The sequence below is a fragment of the Amycolatopsis sp. NPDC059657 genome (assembly GCF_042734395.1).
Lineage (GTDB): Bacteria > Actinomycetota > Actinomycetes > Mycobacteriales > Pseudonocardiaceae > Amycolatopsis.
The window spans coordinates 1-18,917 of sequence record NZ_JBHWEB010000158.1 but is presented as its reverse complement, the minus strand read 5'-3'; the positions used below and the strand labels follow the sequence as shown (position 1 = coordinate 18,917).

Genomic DNA, 18,917 nt, shown 5'->3' with positions numbered 1-18,917 from the left:
GCCCCGTTCGCAACGTTCAACCACCCCTGCGGCACCCACCGAGCGGCGGGGCTTGACCAACCTGCCCGCCCCTTAACTACCCGGCATTGGGTTAGAACCGGCGATACCACTCACGACCCCTGAGCAGCGAAAACCCCCGCGGCCGGGTGGTCGCGGGGGTTTCGGCGGGTGTGGCTAGAGCTTGACCGGGTAGACCGGCTCTGGGATCTCCGGCTTGATGCGGTGCTCGATGAAGATGCCGTGCCAGAGCATGAAGACCAGCAGCGCCCACAGGCGGCGCGAGTGGTCGAGCGTGCCGGCGCGGTGCTCCTCCAGCAGTCGCAGCACCGCGACCTTGTCGAAGAGCTCGTCGGTCTGCGAGTCGTTGATGATGGCGCGGGCCCACTCGTACATGTCGGTGCGCAGCCAGTGGCGGATCGGCACCGGGAAGCCCAGCTTGCGCCGGTTGAGCACGTGCGCCGGGATGATCTTCTCCAGCGCGCGGCGGAGCGCGTACTTGGTGGTCCCGTTGGCGAGCTTCTCCTCCAGCGGGATCGACGCCGCGACCTTGAACACCTCGGCGTCCAGGAACGGCACGCGCAGCTCGAGCGAGTTGGCCATGGTCACCTTGTCGGCCTTGACCAGGATGTCGCCGCGCAGCCAGGTGTAGAGGTCGACGTGCTGCATGCGCGCGACCGGGTCCCAGTCCTTCGAGACCTCGTACCAGGGCGCGGTGACGTCCTTGAAGCCGACGCCCTCGGTGAACGTCTTCAGCACGCCGCGCAGCTGGTCGTCGCGGAAGATACGGGCGTTGCCGTAGTAGCGGTCCTCCAGCGAGAGCGCGCCGCGGCGCAGCAGGTCCTTGCCGCGTGTGCCCTCGGGGATCTTCGTCGAGACCTTGCCGATGAGCTTGCGCACACTGCCGGGCACCTTTTCGAACGGCGCCAAGGAGATCGGTTCGTTGTAGATCGTGTAGCCGCCGAAGAGCTCGTCGGCGCCTTCGCCGGACAGGACCGCCTTGACGTGCTTGCGCGCCTCGCGCGCGATGAACCAGAGCGGGACGAGCGCGGGGTCGGCGACCGGGTCGTCGAGGTACCAGACGATGAGCGGCAGCGCCTCCATCATCTCGTCGGACGACACCGTGCGGACCACGTGCTTCACGCCGATCGCGGCCGCGGACTCGGCGGCGACGTCGACCTCGGAGTAGCCCTCGCGCTCGAAACCGGTGGTGAACGCGATCAGGTTCGGGTTGTGGCGCTTGGCGAGCGTCGCGGTGGCCGTCGAGTCGATGCCGCCGGAGAGGAACGCGCCGACCGTGACGTCGGGGTCGCTGATCATGTGCTTGGCGACGGAGTCCTGCAGCACGTCGGCGATGCGCTCGTACAGCGCCTCGCCCCGGTCACCGGTGCGAGCGGTGAACTGCGGGTTGAAGTAGCGCGTCAGCTTCGGCGTGCCGCCGGGCGTGACCGTGAACGAGGTGCCCGACTCCAGCCTGCGGATCGCGGCGTGCAGCGACTCGGGCTCCGGCACGTACTGCAGGACCAGGTAGTGCTGCAGCGCGGTGCGGTCCAGCTTCTCCTCGACGCCCAGCGTCGACGAGAGCTCCAGCAGGCTCTTCTTCTCGCTGGAGAACGCGATGCCGCCGGGGCCCTGCGCGTAATACAGCGGCTTGATGCCGAACGGGTCGCGCGCGCCGTAGACGAGCTTCTCCTGCGAGTCCCAGATCAGGAACGCGAACATCCCGCGCAGCTTCTTCACCGCGTCGGCGCCGAGGTAGTGGTACGCCGCGACGATCGCCTCGCCGTCACCCTCGGTGTTGAACTTCGCGCCGAACCGCTCCTCGAGCTCGGCGCGCAGCTCCTGGAAGTTGTAGATCTCGCCGTTGAAGTTCAGCGTGTAGCGGTCCGGCGCCTCGGGCGGGCCCCAGTGCAGCGGCTGGTGCGAGTGCTCCAGGTCGATGAAGGCGAGCCGGTTGAAGCCGTAGACGACCTCGCCGTCGGCCCAGGTGTCCTGCTCGTCGGGGCCGCGGTGGCGCTGGCAGCGCATCGCCGCGTTGACGGCTTCGCGGGCGTTGACCGCGTCGCTCTCAGTGGCGCAGATCAGTCCAAGCAGGCCGCACACGCGTATTCACACACCTCAAGATCGGCAACCGGGGGGAGAAGGCCCCAAGTATGCCCGGGGTGTACGTGCACCTGCCCTTGTGGGTGGACACGCGGAATGAGTTACCCCTTGGTCAGCGGGAGCCGCCAACTCGGCTAGGCTCCGCTGCAGTTACGAAGTTCGGTCGAGGAGGCTTTGGGTGAAGTCCGGCAAAATCGCCGCGCTGGCCGTGCTGGTGGCCGTCATGGCGACCGGTTGCTCCGGTGATGAAATCCTGCGGTTCGGCTGGCCGGTAGGCGTCACCCACCAGGCCGAGCAGATGCGGCAGCTGTGGACGTGGACCGTCATCGCCGCGCTGGCCGTCGGGGTCGTGGTCTGGGGCTTGATCTTCTGGACGGTGATCTTCCACCGCAAGAAGGCGACGGCCGAAGGTGAGCAGGAAGTGCTCCCGCGCCAGTTCCAGTACAACATCCCGCTCGAGCTCTTCACGGTGATCACCCCGCTGATCATGGTGTGCGTGCTGTTCTTCTTCACCGCCACCACCGAGAGCAACGTGCTCGACAAGAAGCCGAACCCGGACGTCAAGGTCGACGTGATCGCGTTCCAGTGGAACTGGGACTTCCGGTACCCGGGCACGAAGAACGCCGAGGGCACCGAGATCAGCACGGTCGGCAGCTCGACCGAGATCCCGCTGCTGGTGCTGCCGGTCGGCAAGACCATCGAGTACCGCATCGAGTCGACCGACGTCATCCACTCGTTCTGGGTGCCGGAGTTCCACTTCAAGCGGGACGTCATGCCGAACCCGCGCAAGAACAACCAGGACGACACGTTCCAGAACACCATCGACCGCGAAGGCTCCTTCGTCGGCCGGTGCGCGGAACTGTGCGGCACCTACCACTCGGTGATGAACTTCGAGGTCCGTGCGCTGTCGGCGGACAAGTACGACGCCTACCTCAAGCTGCGCGGGCAGATCAACCCGAAGACCGGCAAGTCAAACACCGCGTCCGAGGCGCTCACCGCGATGAACTGCGGCGAGCTGTGCACCCCGCACGCCGTCACGACGCAGCCGTTCAACACCGACCGCACCGCGCGCACCGCGTCCGGCTGAGCCGCGCCGCCACTCGCCGTCCCGACCAGCGTTCGACACCAGTAAGGACATTTCAGTCATGAAGGTCGAAGCCAGGATCTTCGAACTCGTCACCGGCTTTGCTTTCCTCGCGGCGATCGCCTACGGGATCATGACCCACTTCTGGAGTGGGTACGGCACCGAGCCGGTCGGCCTGGTCGCGCTGATCCTCACCGGCGGGCTCTCCCTGCTGGCAGGCACCTACCTGCGGTTCGTGGCACGCCGCCTGGACTCGGCGCGCCCCGAGGACAACGAGGAAGCCGAGATCAGCGACGGCGCCGGCGAGCTGGGCTTCTTCAGCCCCGGCAGCTACTGGCCGATCGGCCTCGCGGCCTCGGCCGGCCTCGCGGGCCTGGCGCTGGCGTTCTTCCACGTCTGGCTGCTGGTGATCGCCATCGCCATGCTGCTCATCACGATCGGCGGACTGGTGTTCGAGTACCACACAGGCCCGAACCACGACTGAGCCTTCGACCTGCCGAAAGGCCCCCTCCCCGGACTCCGGGAGGGGGCCTTTCGCCTGCCAGGGCCTGGGAAAAAAATCCCAATGCGGCATTGGTCAGGTTTCAGCCCGCCAATGTGGCTTTCGTCAGCTCAAAGCTGACGAAAGCCACATTGGGATTTTTTTCAGCTGGGTCAGGGGGTGGGCTTGAAGGCGGCCCAGTCGGCCAGGAGAGTGGCCGCGGCGCCCGAGTCGATCGCGGCGGCGGCCCGGGTGAGGCCGGCGCGGAGATCGTCCGTCAGTGAGCCGGAGAAGCCCTTGTGCGCGGCCAACGCGGCGGCCGCGTTGAGGAGGACCGCGTCGCGGACCGGACCTGACTTACCGGCCACGAGTTGACGGACCACTTCGGCGTTTTCCAAGGCGTCGCCGCCGCGGAGATCCTCGGCCGTGGCGCGCGGAATGTCCAAAGTGGCCGGATCGAACGTCTCCCTGCGGACTTCGCCGCCGGTGATCACCCAGACCGTCGACGTCGACGTGGTGGTGATCTCGTCGAGGCCGTCGTCGCCGCGTACGAGCAGCACCGTCGCGCCGCGCCTGGCGAAGACCTCCGCGAGCACCTGCGTCTTGTCCGCGTACGCGCAGCCGATCAGCGCGCTCGACGGCTGTGCCGGGTTCGTCAGCGGCCCCAGCAGGTTGAACGTCGTCGGGACGCCGAGCTCGCTGCGCGTCGGCCCGGCGTGCCGGAAACCCGGGTGGAACACCGGCGCGAAGAAGAAGCCGATGCCGACCTCGCTGATGCAGCGCGAGACGTCCTCGGGGCCGAGCCCGATCGTCACGCCCAGCGCCTCCAGCACATCGGCGGCGCCCGACTTCGACGAAGCGCTGCGGTTGCCGTGCTTGGCGACGGGCGCGCCGGCGGCGGCCGTCACGATCGACGCCATGGTCGAGATGTTGACCGAGTTCGACCGGTCGCCGCCGGTGCCGACGATGTCGACCGCGTGCCCGTCCCAGGAAACGCGGCGCGCGTGCGCCAGCATCGCCGCGGCGAGCCCGGAGATCTCCGCCGCGGTCTCACCCTTGGCGCGCAGCGCGATCGCGAACCCGGCGATCTGAGCCGGGGTCGCCTCGCCTGCCATGATCCGGTCCATGGCCCACGTGGTGTCCGCTTCGGACAGATCGGCGCGGGCGACGAGCTGGGTGAGCAGCGCGGGCCAGGTCTGTGCCATCCGGCTCACCCGTGCACGGCTGGGACGCGCCGCAGCACGTCCGCGACGGTCTCGGCGGCCGTCAGCGGGTCGAGCGGGTGCACCAGCACGGCGTCCGCCTGCGACCAGGTGGCCAGCCAGCGGTCGTCCTTGCGCCGCACGACCACCACGATCGGCGGGCAGTTCTCGATCTCGTTCTTGAACTGGCGGGTGAGGCCGATGCCGCCGGTCGGCTGGGCCTCGCCGTCGAGCAGCGCCAGGTCGACGGCGCCCGCGTCCATCTCCTCCATCGCCTTGCCGACGCCGGAGACCTCCACGAACTCGACCCTCGGCAGGTCGGTGGCCGGGCGGCGGCCGATCGCGTTGATGATCGACTCGCGCACCTCCGGCTTGTGGCTGAACACCAGGATCCTCAGCGAGTCGCTCATCGTGCATTCCTCCAGAAGCGGTGGGGTTCGGCCCGATGCTATCGGCCATGACCGAGATCACGTAGGAGGAGGGGCTTGCAGTGCGTCCCAGCCGAGCGAGTCGCCGCCGAGCCGTTGCGCCAGACCGGCCATGCGGGACCGTTCCTGGGCGCAGTGCAGCGCGTCGAGTGTCTGGACACGCAGTGCGTGCAACGTCACGGTGTCGCCGTCGCGGGACTGTTCGCGCAGCTCCCAGCCGTCCTGGGCGAGCGTGCGCGTGGCCTCCTCGACGCGACCCGACGGAAGCGTGAGGTGATGGCGCAGCACCGCCTGCCGTTCGGCGACCCAGTCGGGTGATCTCGCGAGCACGGAAGAGTCGGCTTCCGCGGGGTCGAACGCCGACGCGACCACGGTCAAACCGGGCGTTGAGGTGGATAAATCGGGCTCTTGCGGCTTTCTGACCAGGTCGCGGAGCCGATCAAGCAAACTCACGGGTAGGTCCCTCCTGATTGTGATCGAGTCCGCACGCGACCCGCCGTGGACCCGAGCGGACGCGCGACGGCGTGAGAGGACATAATGCGACGCGTGACAACGGCAGCTCCCACCATCAGCCAGCGGGTGCACTCGCTGAACAGGCCGAACATGGTCAGTGTCGGCACCATCGTGTGGCTTTCCAGCGAGCTCATGTTCTTCGCTGGGCTGTTCGCGATGTTCTTCACGGTCAAGGCCCAGAACTCCTCCGGCCATTGGCCGCCATTGCTGCACGGCGAAGAGTTCCATCTGAACCTGCCGTACGCGATCCCGTTCACGGTGATCCTGGTGGCCTCGTCGTTCACCTGCCAGCTCGGCGTGTTCGCGGCCGAGCAGGGTGACGTGTACGGCCTCCGGCGCTGGTACATCGCGACCCTGATCATGGGCGCCATCTTCGTCGGCGGTCAGGGCTACGAGTACCTGAACCTGGTCGAAGAAGGCCTGACGATCCCGTCCGGCCCGTTCGGCACGGTGTTCTACCTGGCGACCGGTTTCCACGGACTGCACGTCATCGGCGGGCTCATCGCGTTCGTGTTCCTGCTCATCCGGACCAGGCTGAGCAAGTTCACCCCCGCGCAGGCGACGTCGGCGATCGTCGTGTCCTACTACTGGCACTTCGTCGACATCGTGTGGGTCGGGTTGTTCGCGGTCATCTACCTGCTTCCCTGATCGACCGCAGCACAGCCAGCCACCACGTCCACATCGGCCCGAACTGACAGCAAGGGTTGCCGCAGAGATGACCACCAGTAAGAACACCGAGGCGAAGACGGAGCGCAGGTTCCGGGCCCGGACCAAGGCACGCAGGCGGTTCGCCGGCGCACTCGCGCTCGGCATCGGGCTGCTCAGTGTCGGCGGGCTGTACGCGGTGTTCGCCCCCTCGCCCCAGACCGCGCAAGCCCAGGGAGACCCGGCTCTGCTGCGCAAGGGCGAGCAGGTTTACAACAACACCTGCATCGAGTGCCACGGCCTCAACCTCGAAGGTGTGCAGGACCGCGGGCCGAGCCTGATCGGCATCGGTGACGCCGCCGTCTACTTCCAGACCTCCAGCGGCCGGATGCCCGCCGCCCGTCAGGAAGCCCAGATCCCGCGCAAGCCGCCGAAGCTGACGCCCGAGGAGATCGACGCGGTCGGCGCCTACGTGCAGGCGCACGGCGGCGGCCCGGAGCGGCCCGCGGAGAAGGGCGAGGCGCTGCGCGGCAAGGACCCGGCACGCGGTGGCGAGCTGTTCCGCCTCAACTGCGCCTCGTGCCACCAGTTCACCGGCCGCGGCGGCGCGCTCTCGGGCGGCAAGTTCGCGCCGAACCTGGACCCGGCGACCGAAGAGCAGCTGTACACGGCGATGCTCACCGGCCCGCAGAACATGCCGAAGTTCTCGAACCGGCAGCTCAGCGTTGAAGAGAAGAAGGACATCATCGCCTTCGTGAAGTCGGTGTCCGACGGGAACAACAACCCCGGCGGCAACGGCCTCGGCGGGTTCGGCCCGTCGTCCGAAGGCGTGATCGCGTGGATCGTGGGAATCGCCGGTCTGATCGGCGTGACGTTGTGGATTGGATCGAAGGCATGAGCGCCGCGGAGGGGCCGAAGCCGCCGAGTGAGGCGGAGTTGGCCGAGATGGACCGTGATCAGCTGGTCAAGCTGGGCACGAACCTCGACGGGGTCGACCTCGTCGAGTACCCCGACCCCTGGCCGGTCAAGGGCACCCGCGCGGAGAAGCGCGCCGAGCGCGCCATCGCCGCCTGGTTCGGGCTCTCGGCGCTGTCGGCGATCGCGTTCGTCGTGGTCGTCGCGTGGCCGGAGTGGTGGGAGTACAAGGCCCCGTCCGACCCGGACGGCCACAACAGGTACAGCCTGTTCACGCCCTCGCTGGGCGTGTCGCTCGGCGTGGCGATCCTGAGCCTCGCGATCGGCCTGCTGCTGTACACGAAGAAGTTCATCCCGCACGAGGTGGCGATCCAGGAGCGCGGCGACGGCGGCTCCGCGGAGGTCGACAAGGCCACCATCCTCGCGCAGCTGGCCGACGCGGGTAACCGCTCGACCATCGCCAGGCGTTCGCTGATCAAGCGCTCTGCCGGTCTCGGCATGGGTGCGATCGGCCTCGCGGCCGCCGCGCTGCCGGTGGCGTCCTTCATCAAGGACCCCTGGAAGGACACCGAGAACAAGGACTCCCTCTGGCACACCCCGTGGAAGTCGGAGTACCCCGGTGAGGTCGTCTACCTGCGCCGGTTCACCGGCAACTGGGAAGAGAAGCACGCGACACTGGTCAAGGCCGAGGACCTCGACGCCGGCGCGATGGAGACGGTGTTCCCGTACCGCAAGAGCGAGGACGGCAACGAGGAGGCGCTGATCAAGGCGCTGAAGCGGGTGGACAGCCCGGTCATGCTGATCCGCCTGCGCCCGTCCGACGCCGCCAAGGTCGTCAAGCGCCAGGGTCAGGAAGACTTCAACTACGGCGACTACTACGCGTACACGAAGATCTGCAGCCACGTCGGCTGCCCGACCTCCCTGTACGAGCAGCGGACCAACCGCATCCTCTGCCCTTGTCACCAGTCGCAGTTCGACGCGCTGCACTACGCGAAGCCCATCTTCGGCCCGGCCACCCGGCCGCTGGCGCAGCTTCCGATTACCGTGGACAAAGATGGATACTTAATCGCGAAGGGCGATTTCATCGAGGCCATCGGACCGGCCTTTTGGGAGCGGAAGTCACAATGAGTTCACTGACGACACCGACGAAGGGCACCAACCCCGTCGAAAAGGCGGCCGGTGCCGGTGCGAAGTGGGCCGACGATCGGTACCACCTCGCCAAGGGCATGCGCCACCAGCTCAACAAGGTGTTCCCGACCCACTGGTCCTTCCTGCTGGGCGAGATCGCGCTCTACAGCTTCATCATCCTGCTGCTCTCCGGTGTGTACCTGACGCTCTTCTTCGACCCGTCGATGGAAGAGGTCATCTACCACGGCAGCTTCACGAACCTCCAGGGCGTCGCGATGTCGCGCGCCTTCGAGACCACGCTGGACATCTCGTTCGACGTCCGCGGCGGCCTGTTCGTGCGGCAGCTGCACCACTGGGCCGCGCTGATCTTCGTCGCCTCGATGATGGTCCACATGTTCCGGATCTTCTTCACCGGCGCGTTCCGGCGCCCGCGTGAGGCGAACTGGGTCATCGGTGGCCTGCTGCTGATCCTGGGCTGCTTCGAAGGCTTCTTCGGCTACTCGCTGCCGGACGACCTGCTCTCCGGTACCGGTATCCGCGCGACGCTGTCGGGCATCGTGCTGGCGAGCCCGGTCATCGGCACCTGGCTGCACTGGGCGATCTTCGGCGGGGAGTTCCCCGGCAACGAGATCATCCCGCGCCTGTACACGATCCACATCCTGCTGCTGCCCGGCATCATGCTCGCGCTGGTCGGCGCGCACCTGGCGCTGGTCTGGTACCAGAAGCACACCCAGTTCCCCGGGGTGAAGCGCAAGGAGACCAACGTCGTCGGCGTGCGCATCATGCCGGTGTTCGCGCTGAAGGGCGGCGCGTTCTTCGCGGTCGTCACCGGCGTCATCGCGCTGATGTCCGGCCTCTTCCAGATCAACCCGATCTGGAACATCGGCCCGTACAACGCCGCGCAGGTCTCCGCCGGTTCCCAGCCTGACTGGTACATGGCATGGGCGGACGGCATGCTCCGGATCTGGCCGCCGTGGGAGATCGACCTCGGCAACTACACGATCCCGGCGGTGGCGTTCCCCGGCATGATCGGCATGCCACTGCTGTTCGGCCTGCTGCTCGGGTATCCGTGGATCGAGCGGAAGCTCTCGGGCGACACCGCGCACCACAACCTGCTGCAGCGTCCGCGCGACACCCCGGTCCGCACCTCGCTGGGCATCATGGCGCTGGCGTTCTTCATGGTCATCGAGCTGTCGGGCTTCAACGACGTCATCGCCGACCAGTTCGACATCTCGCTGAACGCGACCACCTGGGCAGGCCGCATCGGCGTGCTGGTGGTGCCGCCGATCGCGTACTACCTCACCTACCGGATCTGCCTCGGCCTGCAGCGTGCGGACCGTGAGGTGCTGGAGCACGGTATCGAGACCGGCATCATCAAGCGGCTCCCGCACGGCGAGTTCATCGAGCTGCACCAGCCGCTGGGCGGGGTCGACGACCACGGCCACGCGATCCCGCTGGAGTACCAGGGCGCCACGGTGCCCAAGAAGATGAACAAGCTCGGTTCCGCGGGCGAAGCCGTCGCCGGTTCCTGGTGGACCGCCGACCCGGCCGAGGAGACCGCCGCGCTGGCCCGTGCCCGCGCGAACGGTCACGGTGGCCAGCCCGACTCCATCGGCGGCGAGCCGACGGAGGCCTCGGAGAACGGCCACGCGCCCGCCACCAAGGAGATCACCTCAGGGCACTGATTTTCGCGACACGAAGGCCCCCGCCAAGTCTTGGCGGGGGCCTTTCGCATGGGGGTCGTGAGTGTTCCCGCCGGTTAGAACCGGCCGTACCACTCACGACCCCTTTTGCTTGAGCCCTGCGAGCAGGTGAAGTTTGGGTTGGTGAGGCCCGCGACTCAGCCTTCGACGCCGATCGAGAACGCCGAGTCGGTGTCCGCGCGGGAGTAGGAGCGGAACGCGATGTGCGTGTCGGTGCTGAGCACACCGGGGACCTTGCTGATCTTCGCCGGGATGAGGTCGGCGAGGTCTTCGTGCGCGGCCACGCGGACTTTCGCGATCAGGTCGACGTCGCCCGCGCACGAGTAGACCTCGGTGACGCCCTTGATGTCGGCGATCGCCTGCGCGGCCTCCGGGATGGTTTCGGCCGCAACGTGGATCAGGACGATCGCGGTGATCAAGTGAGCCTCCCAAGAGTTGTGCCCAGATCCTAACTAACCGGCCCGCTCCAGGCTGGTCGCCGTCGCGGCGAGGTCCAGCCACGACCGCCAGCCGCCCGCCGCCCGCGCGGGCTCCGCCCACGGGACCGAGGTGCGCACCAGCCGGACGCCCGGTTTCGCCAGCCAGCGCACCAGCAAACCGACTTCTTCGGCCGCGGCGCCGAAGAGCGGGCCGGGGCCTGGGAACACCGTCTCGGCGGCCGCCACGAGCTGCTCGACCACCGGCATCGGCGCGATTCCGCGCCGCGCCACGCCGGCCGACGCGAGCCTGCCGTGCCGGATGACCGCGAACTCCCAGCCACCCGAACCGTCCGGGCCGGCGGCGATCAGCTCCGGGATCGCCGCCAGCGAGGCCAGCCGGTGCGCGCGGTCGACCGTGCGCACCAGCGCGGCCAGATCGTCGCGATGCCGGGCGGCCTGCTCGAAGTGCTCGCCGTCGGCCAGCCGCGTCAGGTACGCGGCCGCCGAGTGCAGCGGCTCGCCGCCTCGGCCCGCGATCAGCTCGGACACCGCCGTCACGCCGGAGGAGTACTCCTCGACGCTCTGCAGACCCGCGCACGGCCCCCCGCATTTCCCCAGCTCCGCGAGCACACAGGGGGCTCCGGAGGCCCCGAGCGCGGCGATGCGCTGCGTGCAGGTGCGCAGGCCGGACGCACCCGCCAGCGTGTCCGCCGCGGTCCGTGCGTCCGTCTGGGACCGAAAAGGGCCGAGCAGGCCGTCCCTCGGGATCCGGACCACCGAAAGCCTCGGGAACGCCTCGTCGGTGAGCCCGACCCACCAGGCGCTGTGCGGGTTCTTCGACCGCCGGTTGTACGCGGGCTTGTGCGCCGCGAGCAGCCGCAGCTCGCGGACCTCCGCCTCCAGCGAGTGCGCGCACTCGATCGCGTCGACCCGTTCGGCGAGCGCGATCATCTCGCGGATGCGGCCGCGGCTCTCCGAGCCGGTGAAATACTGGCGGACCCGTCTGCGCAGGTTCGACGCCGTGCCGACGTACAGCACCTCGTCGCTGGGCCCGCGGAACAGGTATACCCCGGATTTGTCCGGCAGATCGGCCGCCATGCCGCGTTTGCGCCGCTGCGCGGGCGTGACCTCCGGCAGATAGTCGATCAGCTCCTCGAGCGAGTGGACGCCCAGGTTGCCGACGCGCTCCAGCAGCCCGTGCAGCACCTCGACCGTCGCGCGCGCGTCCTCGAGCGCGCGGTGGTTCGGCGTCGTCGCAGCGTTGAACAGCATCGCGAGCGCGGACAGCCGGTAGCTCGGGGTTTCGTGCCGCGGGATCACGCGCCTGGCCAGGCGGACCGTGCAGACCACGGCGTTGCGCGGCTGGGCGTACCCGTGCGCGTGGCAGGCCGCGCGGATGAACCCGGTGTCGAACGGCGCGTTGTGCGCGACCAGCACCGCGCCGCCGATGAACTCGAGGAACGCCGGAAGCACCCTGTCGATGGTCGGCGCGTCGTAGACCATCGCGGTGGTGATCCCGGTCAGTGCGACGATCTGCGGCGGGATCGGCATCCCTGGATTCACGAAGGTTGCGAACTCGCCCAGCAGCTGCCCGCCCCTGACCTTCACCGCGCCGATCTCGGTGATCGCGTCCGCGCCGGGGCTGGTGCCGGTCGTCTCCAGGTCGAAAATGACGAAAGTGGTGCTACGCAAGGGTGTTCCCAGCTCGTCGAACGTCAGCTGGGCGTCTTCGAACCGCCGCCCCGAATCCATGTCGCGCACCCTAGGGTCACCCACCGACATAAATTCGTCACCGTGTCCACGGCATCCCATCCAGCGCGGGTGTTGGCCAGGGGGCCTACGCTGAGCGAATGCACCCGCAGGCCGCCCGCGAAGAGCACCCGGAGGACGCCACGTCCGCCGGCCCTCAGCCGCGCGCCGAAGCGGTGCCCGTCGACTGGTCCGAGCTACCGGAGGCGGTGCGCGAGCGGATCGCCGAACTCGCCGCCGCCGCGCTCGGCAAGCTGCCCAATGTGGACGTCCCGCGCCAGCTCAGGCCCGTCGCGAAGTTCGCGCCGGCCAAGCGCGCGAAGCTCGGCGGCACCGCGCTGATCAGCACTTTGGGCGAGTCGTCCAAGTTCAGGACCGCCGTCATCGAGTGGCTGCGCGACCACCGGCAGGACGCGCTCGACCCCAACTCGGCCGACTCGGTCGCCGCCGCGGCGGCCGCCGTGCTGCTCGGTGAGTCGAGCGCGACGTCGCGGGTGCGGCTGGTCGCGAAGAACGCCGAGGAGACGACGCTGCGCGCGGAGCGCGACGCGGCCGTCGCACGCAACCAGAGGCTCGAAGCGGAGCTGGAGCGGCTCAAGGAGGAGCTGACCGAAGCGCGCAGCGCGGCGGAGAACGCGCGCGGGGAACGCGAAGCGGACCTCGAGAAGCTGCGCGGACGCCTGCGTGAGCAGGGCGTCCTGCTGCGGCAGGCGAAGGACGCGGCGGAGCTGGCGCGAGGCGAAGCCGAGCGTGGCGGAGCCGTGCGGGCGAGCGAAGTGAGCGCGCTGCAAGCGAAGCTGGAGCGGGAGCGGCAGCGAGCGGACCGCGAGCGGGCGCGCGCGGAGCGTGCGGTGACCGACGCGGAGGTCGCGCGGCAGTCGGCGCGTGAGGCGAGGCAGGCCGATGAAGTGCGGCTTTCGCTGCTGCTCGGCACCATCGAGGGCGCGGTCAACGGGCTGCGGCGTGAGCTTTCGGTCGGGTCGGGCACGCGGCGTCCAGCGGACACCGTGCGCGGCGCGACCTCGGGCATCGGCGCCGGGGGACGGGTGCAGGACGCGGGCGCGCTGGACAAGCTGCTGGCGTTGCCGAACATCCATCTGATCGTCGACGGCTACAACGTCACCAAGACCGGGTATCCCGAGCTCGCGCTGTCGGATCAGCGTGATCGGCTGACCAACCAGCTCTCCGCGCTGGCCGCGCGGACGGGTGCCGAGGTCACGGTCGTGTTCGACGGGGCGGGCGTGCTGTCCGTGCCCGCGGCCGTGCCGAGGGGCGTGCGGGTGCTGTTCTCCGATCGGGGCGTGCTCGCCGATGACGTGATCCGGTCGCTCGTGGCCGCGGAACCGCCGGGCAGACCGATGGTGGTCGCCACCTCGGACCGGGCCGTCGCGGACTCGGTACGCAGCGCGGGCGCGCATCCTGTGCCCGCGGCTGTGCTGGTCAGTCGCTTGGGCCGGGTCTGAATAAGCGCGGTGGCGCGTCAGCGCCTCCGTTGAGGGCGGTGGCGGGAGACGGGCGGGAGTAACCTGACGCGTCATTCCGCGTTGTTTTCAGTAGGACAACAAGCCCTTGCCGCCGAAGGAGCTTCTTGAAGTCGCGCCTGCTCGCCGTGTTCGTGATCGCCGCCGCTTTGCTGTGCGCGCGGACCGCGAGCGCGCAGAACCAGCCGCCGGCCGACCCTGGTGACCTGCGGGTCGAAGCCGGTGTCGCGCCTGGCGTCCCCGTTCCCGACCCGCGGCCGGGTGACGCCTTCGCCGACCCCAAGGTCGCCGAACTGCAGCGCAGCGCGTCCGACGTGCAGCGTCAGCTCGGAGAGCTCGCCGGTCAGGTCCAGCTCGCGCAGGAGAATCTGAACGACGCCGCCGCGAAACTGCAGCACGCGACCGCCGAGCGCCAGGCCGCCGAAGCCGTGGTCGCCGCGCAGCAGGCCGAGGTCGACCAGCTTTCGCGTGAGGCGTTCACCTCGATGATCCGGCCGAGCAAGCTGTCGGCCTTCATCGCGGCCGGGAACAACAAGGACCTGCTCGACGGCGCTTCGATGGTCGAATTCATCCGCGCGCAGCAGGACACGCGGCTGGGCGCGGCGCTGGAGCGGCATCGCAAGGCCGTCGACGCCGAGCAGGCGGCTTCGGGGGTCGAAAAGCAGGCCGCGGACCGGCGGGCCGACCTGGACAAGCGGACCTCCGACGCGACCAACCGCGCCGACGCGGTGTCCGCCGAGCTGCGCGGGCCGATCACCGCGGCCAACGACGCCGTCGTCGCGCAGCAGAAGACCCAGCAGGAGCTCAACGCCAAGACGGCCGCGAACTGGAAGGACTACACCGACCGGCTCGCCGCCGCCGGCATCACGCCGCCGTCCGCCGCCGCGCTGCGCGACCCCGCGCGCCTGCCTGCCGGGCTGACCGCGCTCGGGCTCATCGGGGGCGTCGCGGAGGCGATCAGGGACGGCCAGCGGCTGCTGGTGCTCCCGCGCGAGACGATCGCGGCGGTGACGGCGGCCGTGGGCGCGCTCGGCAAGCCGTACGTGCCGCACTCCGGTGGCGAGGGGCCGGTCGCGTACTCGTGCGACGGGCTGGTCCGGTCGGTGTTCACCGGCGCCGGGCTGCCGCAGCCCGGCTCGGCGGGCGACCAGCTGGCGGTAGGCCGTCCGGTCGATCTCGCTGTCGCCCAACCAGGTGATCTCGTGTTCCTCGGACCGGCCCGTTACGGCGTCCAGTCGGTCGGCATCGTGCTCGACGGACGGACGATGCTCGTTTCGGACGCCCGCACGGCGGGTGTGGTCGTCTCGGCCATACCTTCGGGTGACACCGTTGTGGGTGTCTCGCGGCCGTCGCTCGGCGCGCGCCAGGCTGTGGCCGTCCCGCAGCGTGGGAATGGCGAACTGACCTGGCGATGTGGTGGCGTCGAGATGCCGGCGCGGCAGGGCTCGGCGGCGGGCGCATGGGGTGGCTATCCGAATGGTTTGATCCCGGTCGCGGCCTTGTGCCCGATCGGCGTCGGCTCGCACGTTTTGCGCTGTGACGCGGCGCAATCCTTCTACGCGATGTCGCAGGCTTATGGCGGGACATTCGGCTCGCTTATCTGTGTGACCGACTCGTATCGGACGTTCGGCGCGCAGGTCGATCTTTATCGGCGCAAACCGTCATTGGCCGCCATTCCGGGTACCAGCAATCATGGTTGGGGATTAGCCGTCGACCTGTGCGGTGGCGCGGAATCTTTCGGCAGTTCCCAGTATCGCTGGCTGATCGCGAACGCTGGCCGTTTCGGCTGGATAAACCCTGGTTGGGCGCGTGCGGGCGGTGGCCGCGAGGAGCCGTGGCACTGGGAGTTCACCGGCTAGCGCGCCGCCGCCTGCCGCTGAGTCTTCCAAAACTGTCGGTGGTCGGTCCTACCGTTCCTGTCATAAGCCCAAGTGACGGGAGCGAGCGATGGAACTCAGGCCGGACGGCGTTGACGTCAGCGTCGAAGAGATCGAAAACATGGTCATCGACTGCAACCGGTGCCAGGTGCGCGGTGACGCCTGCTCGGACTGTGTGGTGAGCGTGCTGCTCGGCGCGCCGCCCGCGCTGGAATGGGACCCCGACGAACGCCGGGCGATCGACGCGCTGGCCGAGGCCGGCATGGTGCCGCGTCTGCGAATGGTGCCGATGGCAGAACCGGAAACCGGTGTCTGGGGTGATCATCGACGACCGGCGTGACACGCTCTGATAGTGACGACGCGCCGAGTGGTCGTTCTGAGTTGATGAACGGTCGGTAGCGAACAAACGCCCTGCATGTAGCGTCAGTCACACTAATATGCATTTGCTGGTCCGATGGTGTTTCGGCGCATCACTGAGAGTTTTTGCTCTCACCCTGGTGGACGTCGCGCCCGAGGTTTCGTAACCTAGCCGAGATCTCGTGGCCCAACGCCGTCGCAGCAGGGGCGGCTACGCGGGATCGCCGCCGAAACAGCTTTGTCGGGGAGCTGTGCCGGAACCACTGCGCGCTTTACCTGTTGAGGTAGAACTCGGCCAGGTACGCAGCGGGAAATCGCCACGTGTGGCGCGGGTGTGTGTCCGCCCGCGATGCGCAAGGAAGAGAGCCCCCGATCTCTTCGACGGCGTTGCCCAGGTAGGCGGCTGACGAGCAGAGGAGACACGCGCGGCGTGAAGTCGCATCCAGTCAAGCGCGTGGTGTCCGGAGCATTGGCTGCTACAGCTGTTTTCGCGGCTGTCAGCGTCCCCCAAGCACCGGCCATCGCAGCCCCAGTCCCCGCCCTCCAGACCCCGCCCGGCAACGCGTCCGAAGCGCTCACCAAGTACCGCGAGCTCGCGACGCAGGCCGAGAAGATCAACGAGGAATACCTCAAGGCCACCGACGACCTCAAGGACAGGGAAGCCGACCTGCAGAAGGCCGGTGCCGATGTCGAGGCCGCCAAGGCCGCTGGCGCGGCTGCCGGTGTCGAGGTCGACAAGTTCCGTGTCGAGGTCGACAAGTTCGCCGGTGCCTCGTTCACCAGTGGTGTCCAGCTCAACAAGGTCTCCGCGCTGCTCTCCGGCGCCTCCACCCAGGAGTTCCTCGAGCGCGCAGCCGCGCTCGACGTGCTGGCCACGGACAAGAACAACGCGCTCAAGGGCCTGACCAGCGCGGTCGATCAGGCCAAGGCCGCCGAGAACGCGGCGACCGCGGCGCAGACCGCCTCGCAGGTGGCCAGGGACGCGGCGGCCAAGCTCCAGGGTGACATCGACGCGAAGAAGAAGTCGCTCGACGCCCAGATCAAGGAGCTGGAAAAGGCCTACTCGTTCCTGAACCCGTCCGACAAGGACGCGCAGAAGGACCAGGGCGGCGCCCGGCCGAACGTCAAGGCGCCCGGCCCCGCCGCGCAGGCCGCGGTCGACGCCGCGCTGAGCAAGCTCGGCAGCCCGTACGCGTGGGGCAAGACCGGTCCCAGTTCGTTCGACTGCTCGGGCCTGATGGTCTGGGCGTTCCAGCGGGCCGGTATCACGCTGAAGAACCGTTCCAGCGCCGCGATGGCGTCTTCGGAAGGCGTCGCGGTCTCCCGGGACCAGCTCGCCCCCGGTGACATGGTGTTCTTCGGTTCGCCGGTGCACCACGTCGGTATGTACATCGGCGACGGCAAGATGGTCCACGCGCCCACCACGGGCGACGTGGTCAAGATCTCGCCATTGCAGAGCGGATACGCCGGCGCACGCCGGGTCGCGTAGCAAGTCGTCCGAAAAAGAGCCGGGGCCATGCCGCCCCGGCTCTTTTTCATGGGCCGGATAGGTTGACCCCGTGGTGCGCACGCTTCTGCTGACGAACGACTTCCCGCCCCGTCCCGGCGGGATCCAGAACTACTTGCACTCGCTGGCCACCCGGCTGCCCGCGGACGACCTGGTCGTCTACGCGCCGTCGTGGGAGTCGCCGTCGGGTTCGCACGGCGAGTTCGACGCGGAGGCCGCCTTCGAGGTGGTCCGCCACCCGACGTCGCTGATGCTCCCGACCCCCGACGTGCTCAAGCGCGCCAAGGAGATCATGCGCGCGCGTGACTGCGAGGCGGTCTGGTTCGGCGCGGCGGCCCCGCTCGCACTGCTGGGGCACTCGCTGCGCGCCTCGGGGGCCCGGCGGGTCATCGCGTCCACCCACGGCCACGAGGTCGGCTGGTCGATGCTCCCGGCGGCCAGGCAGGCGTTGCGGCGCATCGGCGACACCACCGACGTGCTCACCTACGTCAGCAAGTACACCCGCACCCGCTTCGCCGCCGCGTTCGGCCCGATGGCCGGGCTCGAGATGCTCCCGTCCGGCGTCGACACCGACCTCTTCCGCCCCGACCCGGCGGCCCGCGACGAGATCCGCGCCCGCTACGGCCTGCGCGACCGCCCGACGGTCGTGTGCGTGTCCCGCCTGGTCCCGCGCAAGGGCCAGGATCAGCTGATCAGGGCGACGGTCGAACTCCGCAAGCGCATCCCGGACGTCGCGCTGCTGCTGGTCGGCGGCGGCCCGTACCGCAAGACGCTGACCCGGATGGTCTCCGACCTCGAGCTCACCGGCAACGTCGTGATCACCGGCTCGGTCTCCTGGCCCGAGCTGCCCGCGCACTACAACGCGGGCGACGTCTTCGCGATGCCCGCCCGCACCCGCGGCAAGGGCCTCGACGTCGAAGGCCTCGGACTCGTCTACCTCGAAGCCTCCGCGACCGGCCTCCCCGTCGTCGCCGGCCGCTCCGGCGGCGCCCCCGAGACGGTCCTCGACGAGGTCACCGGCCACGTCGTCGACGGCAGGGACGTCGAACAGCTCCACGAAACCCTGGCCGCGCTGCTGGCCGACCCCGTCCGAGCCCGCCGCATGGGCCAGGCGGGCCGCGACTGGGTCAGCCGGTCCTGGCGCTGGGAGACGATGGTCGACCGCCTCACCGGCTTCCTGGACGGCAACCCGGTCGCCGCCATCCGCTGACGAGGCCTCGTGAGTGTTCCGGCCGGTTCTAATCCGAAAATAATGGTGAGTGGGCGCGCGTCAGCACCCGGCGGAGCCGGGTGGTCTTGGTAGCCGGTTGGCTGCTCAGGCGACGGGT

The 18,917-nt window shown here is 68.9% G+C and carries 17 protein-coding genes; 11 read left to right on the top strand and 6 right to left on the bottom strand.

What is annotated here, in order from left to right:
- Positions 1–174 precede the first annotated feature (174 nt).
- Positions 175–2,100 carry an asparagine synthase (glutamine-hydrolyzing) gene (gene asnB / locus ACFV15_RS43650; protein WP_378358776.1) on the bottom strand — a complete coding sequence of 642 codons (1,926 nt, stop codon included), beginning with the start codon at positions 2,098–2,100 and terminating at the stop codon, positions 175–177.
- A gap of 223 nt (positions 2,101–2,323) precedes the next feature.
- Here asnB and coxB point away from each other — a divergent pair, with 223 nt between their 5' ends.
- Together coxB and ACFV15_RS43640 are read left to right on the top strand one after the other, a co-directional pair.
- Complete coding sequence (gene coxB / locus ACFV15_RS43645; RefSeq protein WP_378358778.1) at positions 2,324–3,187, top strand: cytochrome c oxidase subunit II; 864 nt, start codon at positions 2,324–2,326, stop codon at positions 3,185–3,187.
- A gap of 58 nt (positions 3,188–3,245) precedes the next feature.
- A complete protein-coding gene (locus ACFV15_RS43640; protein WP_378358774.1) occupies positions 3,246–3,668 on the top strand; it encodes a cytochrome c oxidase subunit 4 in 423 nt (140 codons plus the stop codon).
- A 170-nt stretch (positions 3,669–3,838) separates the two neighbouring features.
- Here the strand turns inward: ACFV15_RS43640 and trpD are convergent, their stop codons facing one another.
- From trpD to ACFV15_RS43625, 3 genes are read right to left on the bottom strand one after another with little or no spacing between them, the layout of a single operon-like run.
- Positions 3,839–4,870 (bottom strand): anthranilate phosphoribosyltransferase, encoded by a 1,032-nt coding sequence (gene trpD / locus ACFV15_RS43635; protein ID WP_378358772.1) that lies wholly within the window; start codon positions 4,868–4,870, stop codon positions 3,839–3,841.
- Positions 4,871–4,875: 5 nt separating this feature from the next.
- Positions 4,876–5,277 (bottom strand): hypothetical protein, encoded by a 402-nt coding sequence (locus ACFV15_RS43630; RefSeq protein ID WP_091296649.1) that lies wholly within the window; start codon positions 5,275–5,277, stop codon positions 4,876–4,878.
- Positions 5,278–5,334: 57 nt separating this feature from the next.
- Positions 5,335–5,748, bottom strand: a complete 414-nt coding sequence (locus ACFV15_RS43625) for a hypothetical protein (protein WP_378358771.1) — start codon at positions 5,746–5,748, stop codon at positions 5,335–5,337.
- 84 nt (positions 5,749–5,832) lie between these two features.
- Between ACFV15_RS43625 and ACFV15_RS43620 the strand changes: the two genes are divergently transcribed.
- From ACFV15_RS43620 to ACFV15_RS43605, 4 genes are all read left to right on the top strand, one after another.
- Entirely contained in the window at positions 5,833–6,456 is a 624-nt protein-coding gene (locus tag ACFV15_RS43620; protein ID WP_378358769.1) for a heme-copper oxidase subunit III, read from the top strand.
- 67 nt (positions 6,457–6,523) lie between these two features.
- On the top strand, positions 6,524–7,351 hold the full coding sequence (locus ACFV15_RS43615; protein WP_378358767.1) for a c-type cytochrome: 828 nt from the start codon (positions 6,524–6,526) through the stop codon (positions 7,349–7,351).
- The gene (locus ACFV15_RS43610) at positions 7,348–8,496 is read left to right on the top strand and encodes a ubiquinol-cytochrome c reductase iron-sulfur subunit (protein WP_378358765.1); all 1,149 of its coding nucleotides are present in this window, start codon (positions 7,348–7,350) and stop codon (positions 8,494–8,496) included. Before ACFV15_RS43615 ends, ACFV15_RS43610 begins: the two co-directional genes overlap by 4 nt.
- Positions 8,493–10,181, top strand: a complete 1,689-nt coding sequence (locus tag ACFV15_RS43605) for a cytochrome bc complex cytochrome b subunit (RefSeq protein ID WP_378358764.1) — start codon at positions 8,493–8,495, stop codon at positions 10,179–10,181. Before ACFV15_RS43610 ends, ACFV15_RS43605 begins: the two co-directional genes overlap by 4 nt.
- 155 nt (positions 10,182–10,336) lie before the next feature.
- On the opposite strand, the gene ACFV15_RS43600 is transcribed toward ACFV15_RS43605, so the two are convergent.
- Together ACFV15_RS43600 and ACFV15_RS43595 are read right to left on the bottom strand one after the other, a co-directional pair.
- Positions 10,337–10,618 (bottom strand): Lrp/AsnC family transcriptional regulator, encoded by a 282-nt coding sequence (locus ACFV15_RS43600; RefSeq protein ID WP_378358763.1) that lies wholly within the window; start codon positions 10,616–10,618, stop codon positions 10,337–10,339.
- 33 nt (positions 10,619–10,651) lie between these two features.
- Positions 10,652–12,370, bottom strand: coding sequence for a DEDD exonuclease domain-containing protein (locus ACFV15_RS43595; RefSeq protein ID WP_378358761.1), 1,719 nt, complete (start codon positions 12,368–12,370; stop codon positions 10,652–10,654).
- 98 nt (positions 12,371–12,468) lie between these two features.
- Here ACFV15_RS43595 and ACFV15_RS43590 point away from each other — a divergent pair, with 98 nt between their 5' ends.
- From ACFV15_RS43590 to ACFV15_RS43570, 5 genes are all read left to right on the top strand, one after another.
- Positions 12,469–13,830 carry an NYN domain-containing protein gene (locus tag ACFV15_RS43590; protein WP_378358759.1) on the top strand — a complete coding sequence of 454 codons (1,362 nt, stop codon included), beginning with the start codon at positions 12,469–12,471 and terminating at the stop codon, positions 13,828–13,830.
- Positions 13,831–13,955: 125 nt separating this feature from the next.
- A complete protein-coding gene (locus tag ACFV15_RS43585) occupies positions 13,956–15,707 on the top strand; it encodes a D-alanyl-D-alanine carboxypeptidase family protein (protein ID WP_378358757.1) in 1,752 nt (583 codons plus the stop codon).
- Between the two features lie 88 nt (positions 15,708–15,795).
- A complete protein-coding gene (locus ACFV15_RS43580) occupies positions 15,796–16,065 on the top strand; it encodes a hypothetical protein (protein WP_378358755.1) in 270 nt (89 codons plus the stop codon).
- 447 nt (positions 16,066–16,512) lie between these two features.
- A complete protein-coding gene (locus tag ACFV15_RS43575) occupies positions 16,513–17,571 on the top strand; it encodes an NlpC/P60 family protein (RefSeq protein ID WP_378358753.1) in 1,059 nt (352 codons plus the stop codon).
- A 70-nt stretch (positions 17,572–17,641) separates the two neighbouring features.
- Positions 17,642–18,799, top strand: coding sequence for a glycosyltransferase family 4 protein (locus ACFV15_RS43570; RefSeq protein WP_378358751.1), 1,158 nt, complete (start codon positions 17,642–17,644; stop codon positions 18,797–18,799).
- Positions 18,800–18,917 lie beyond the last annotated feature (118 nt).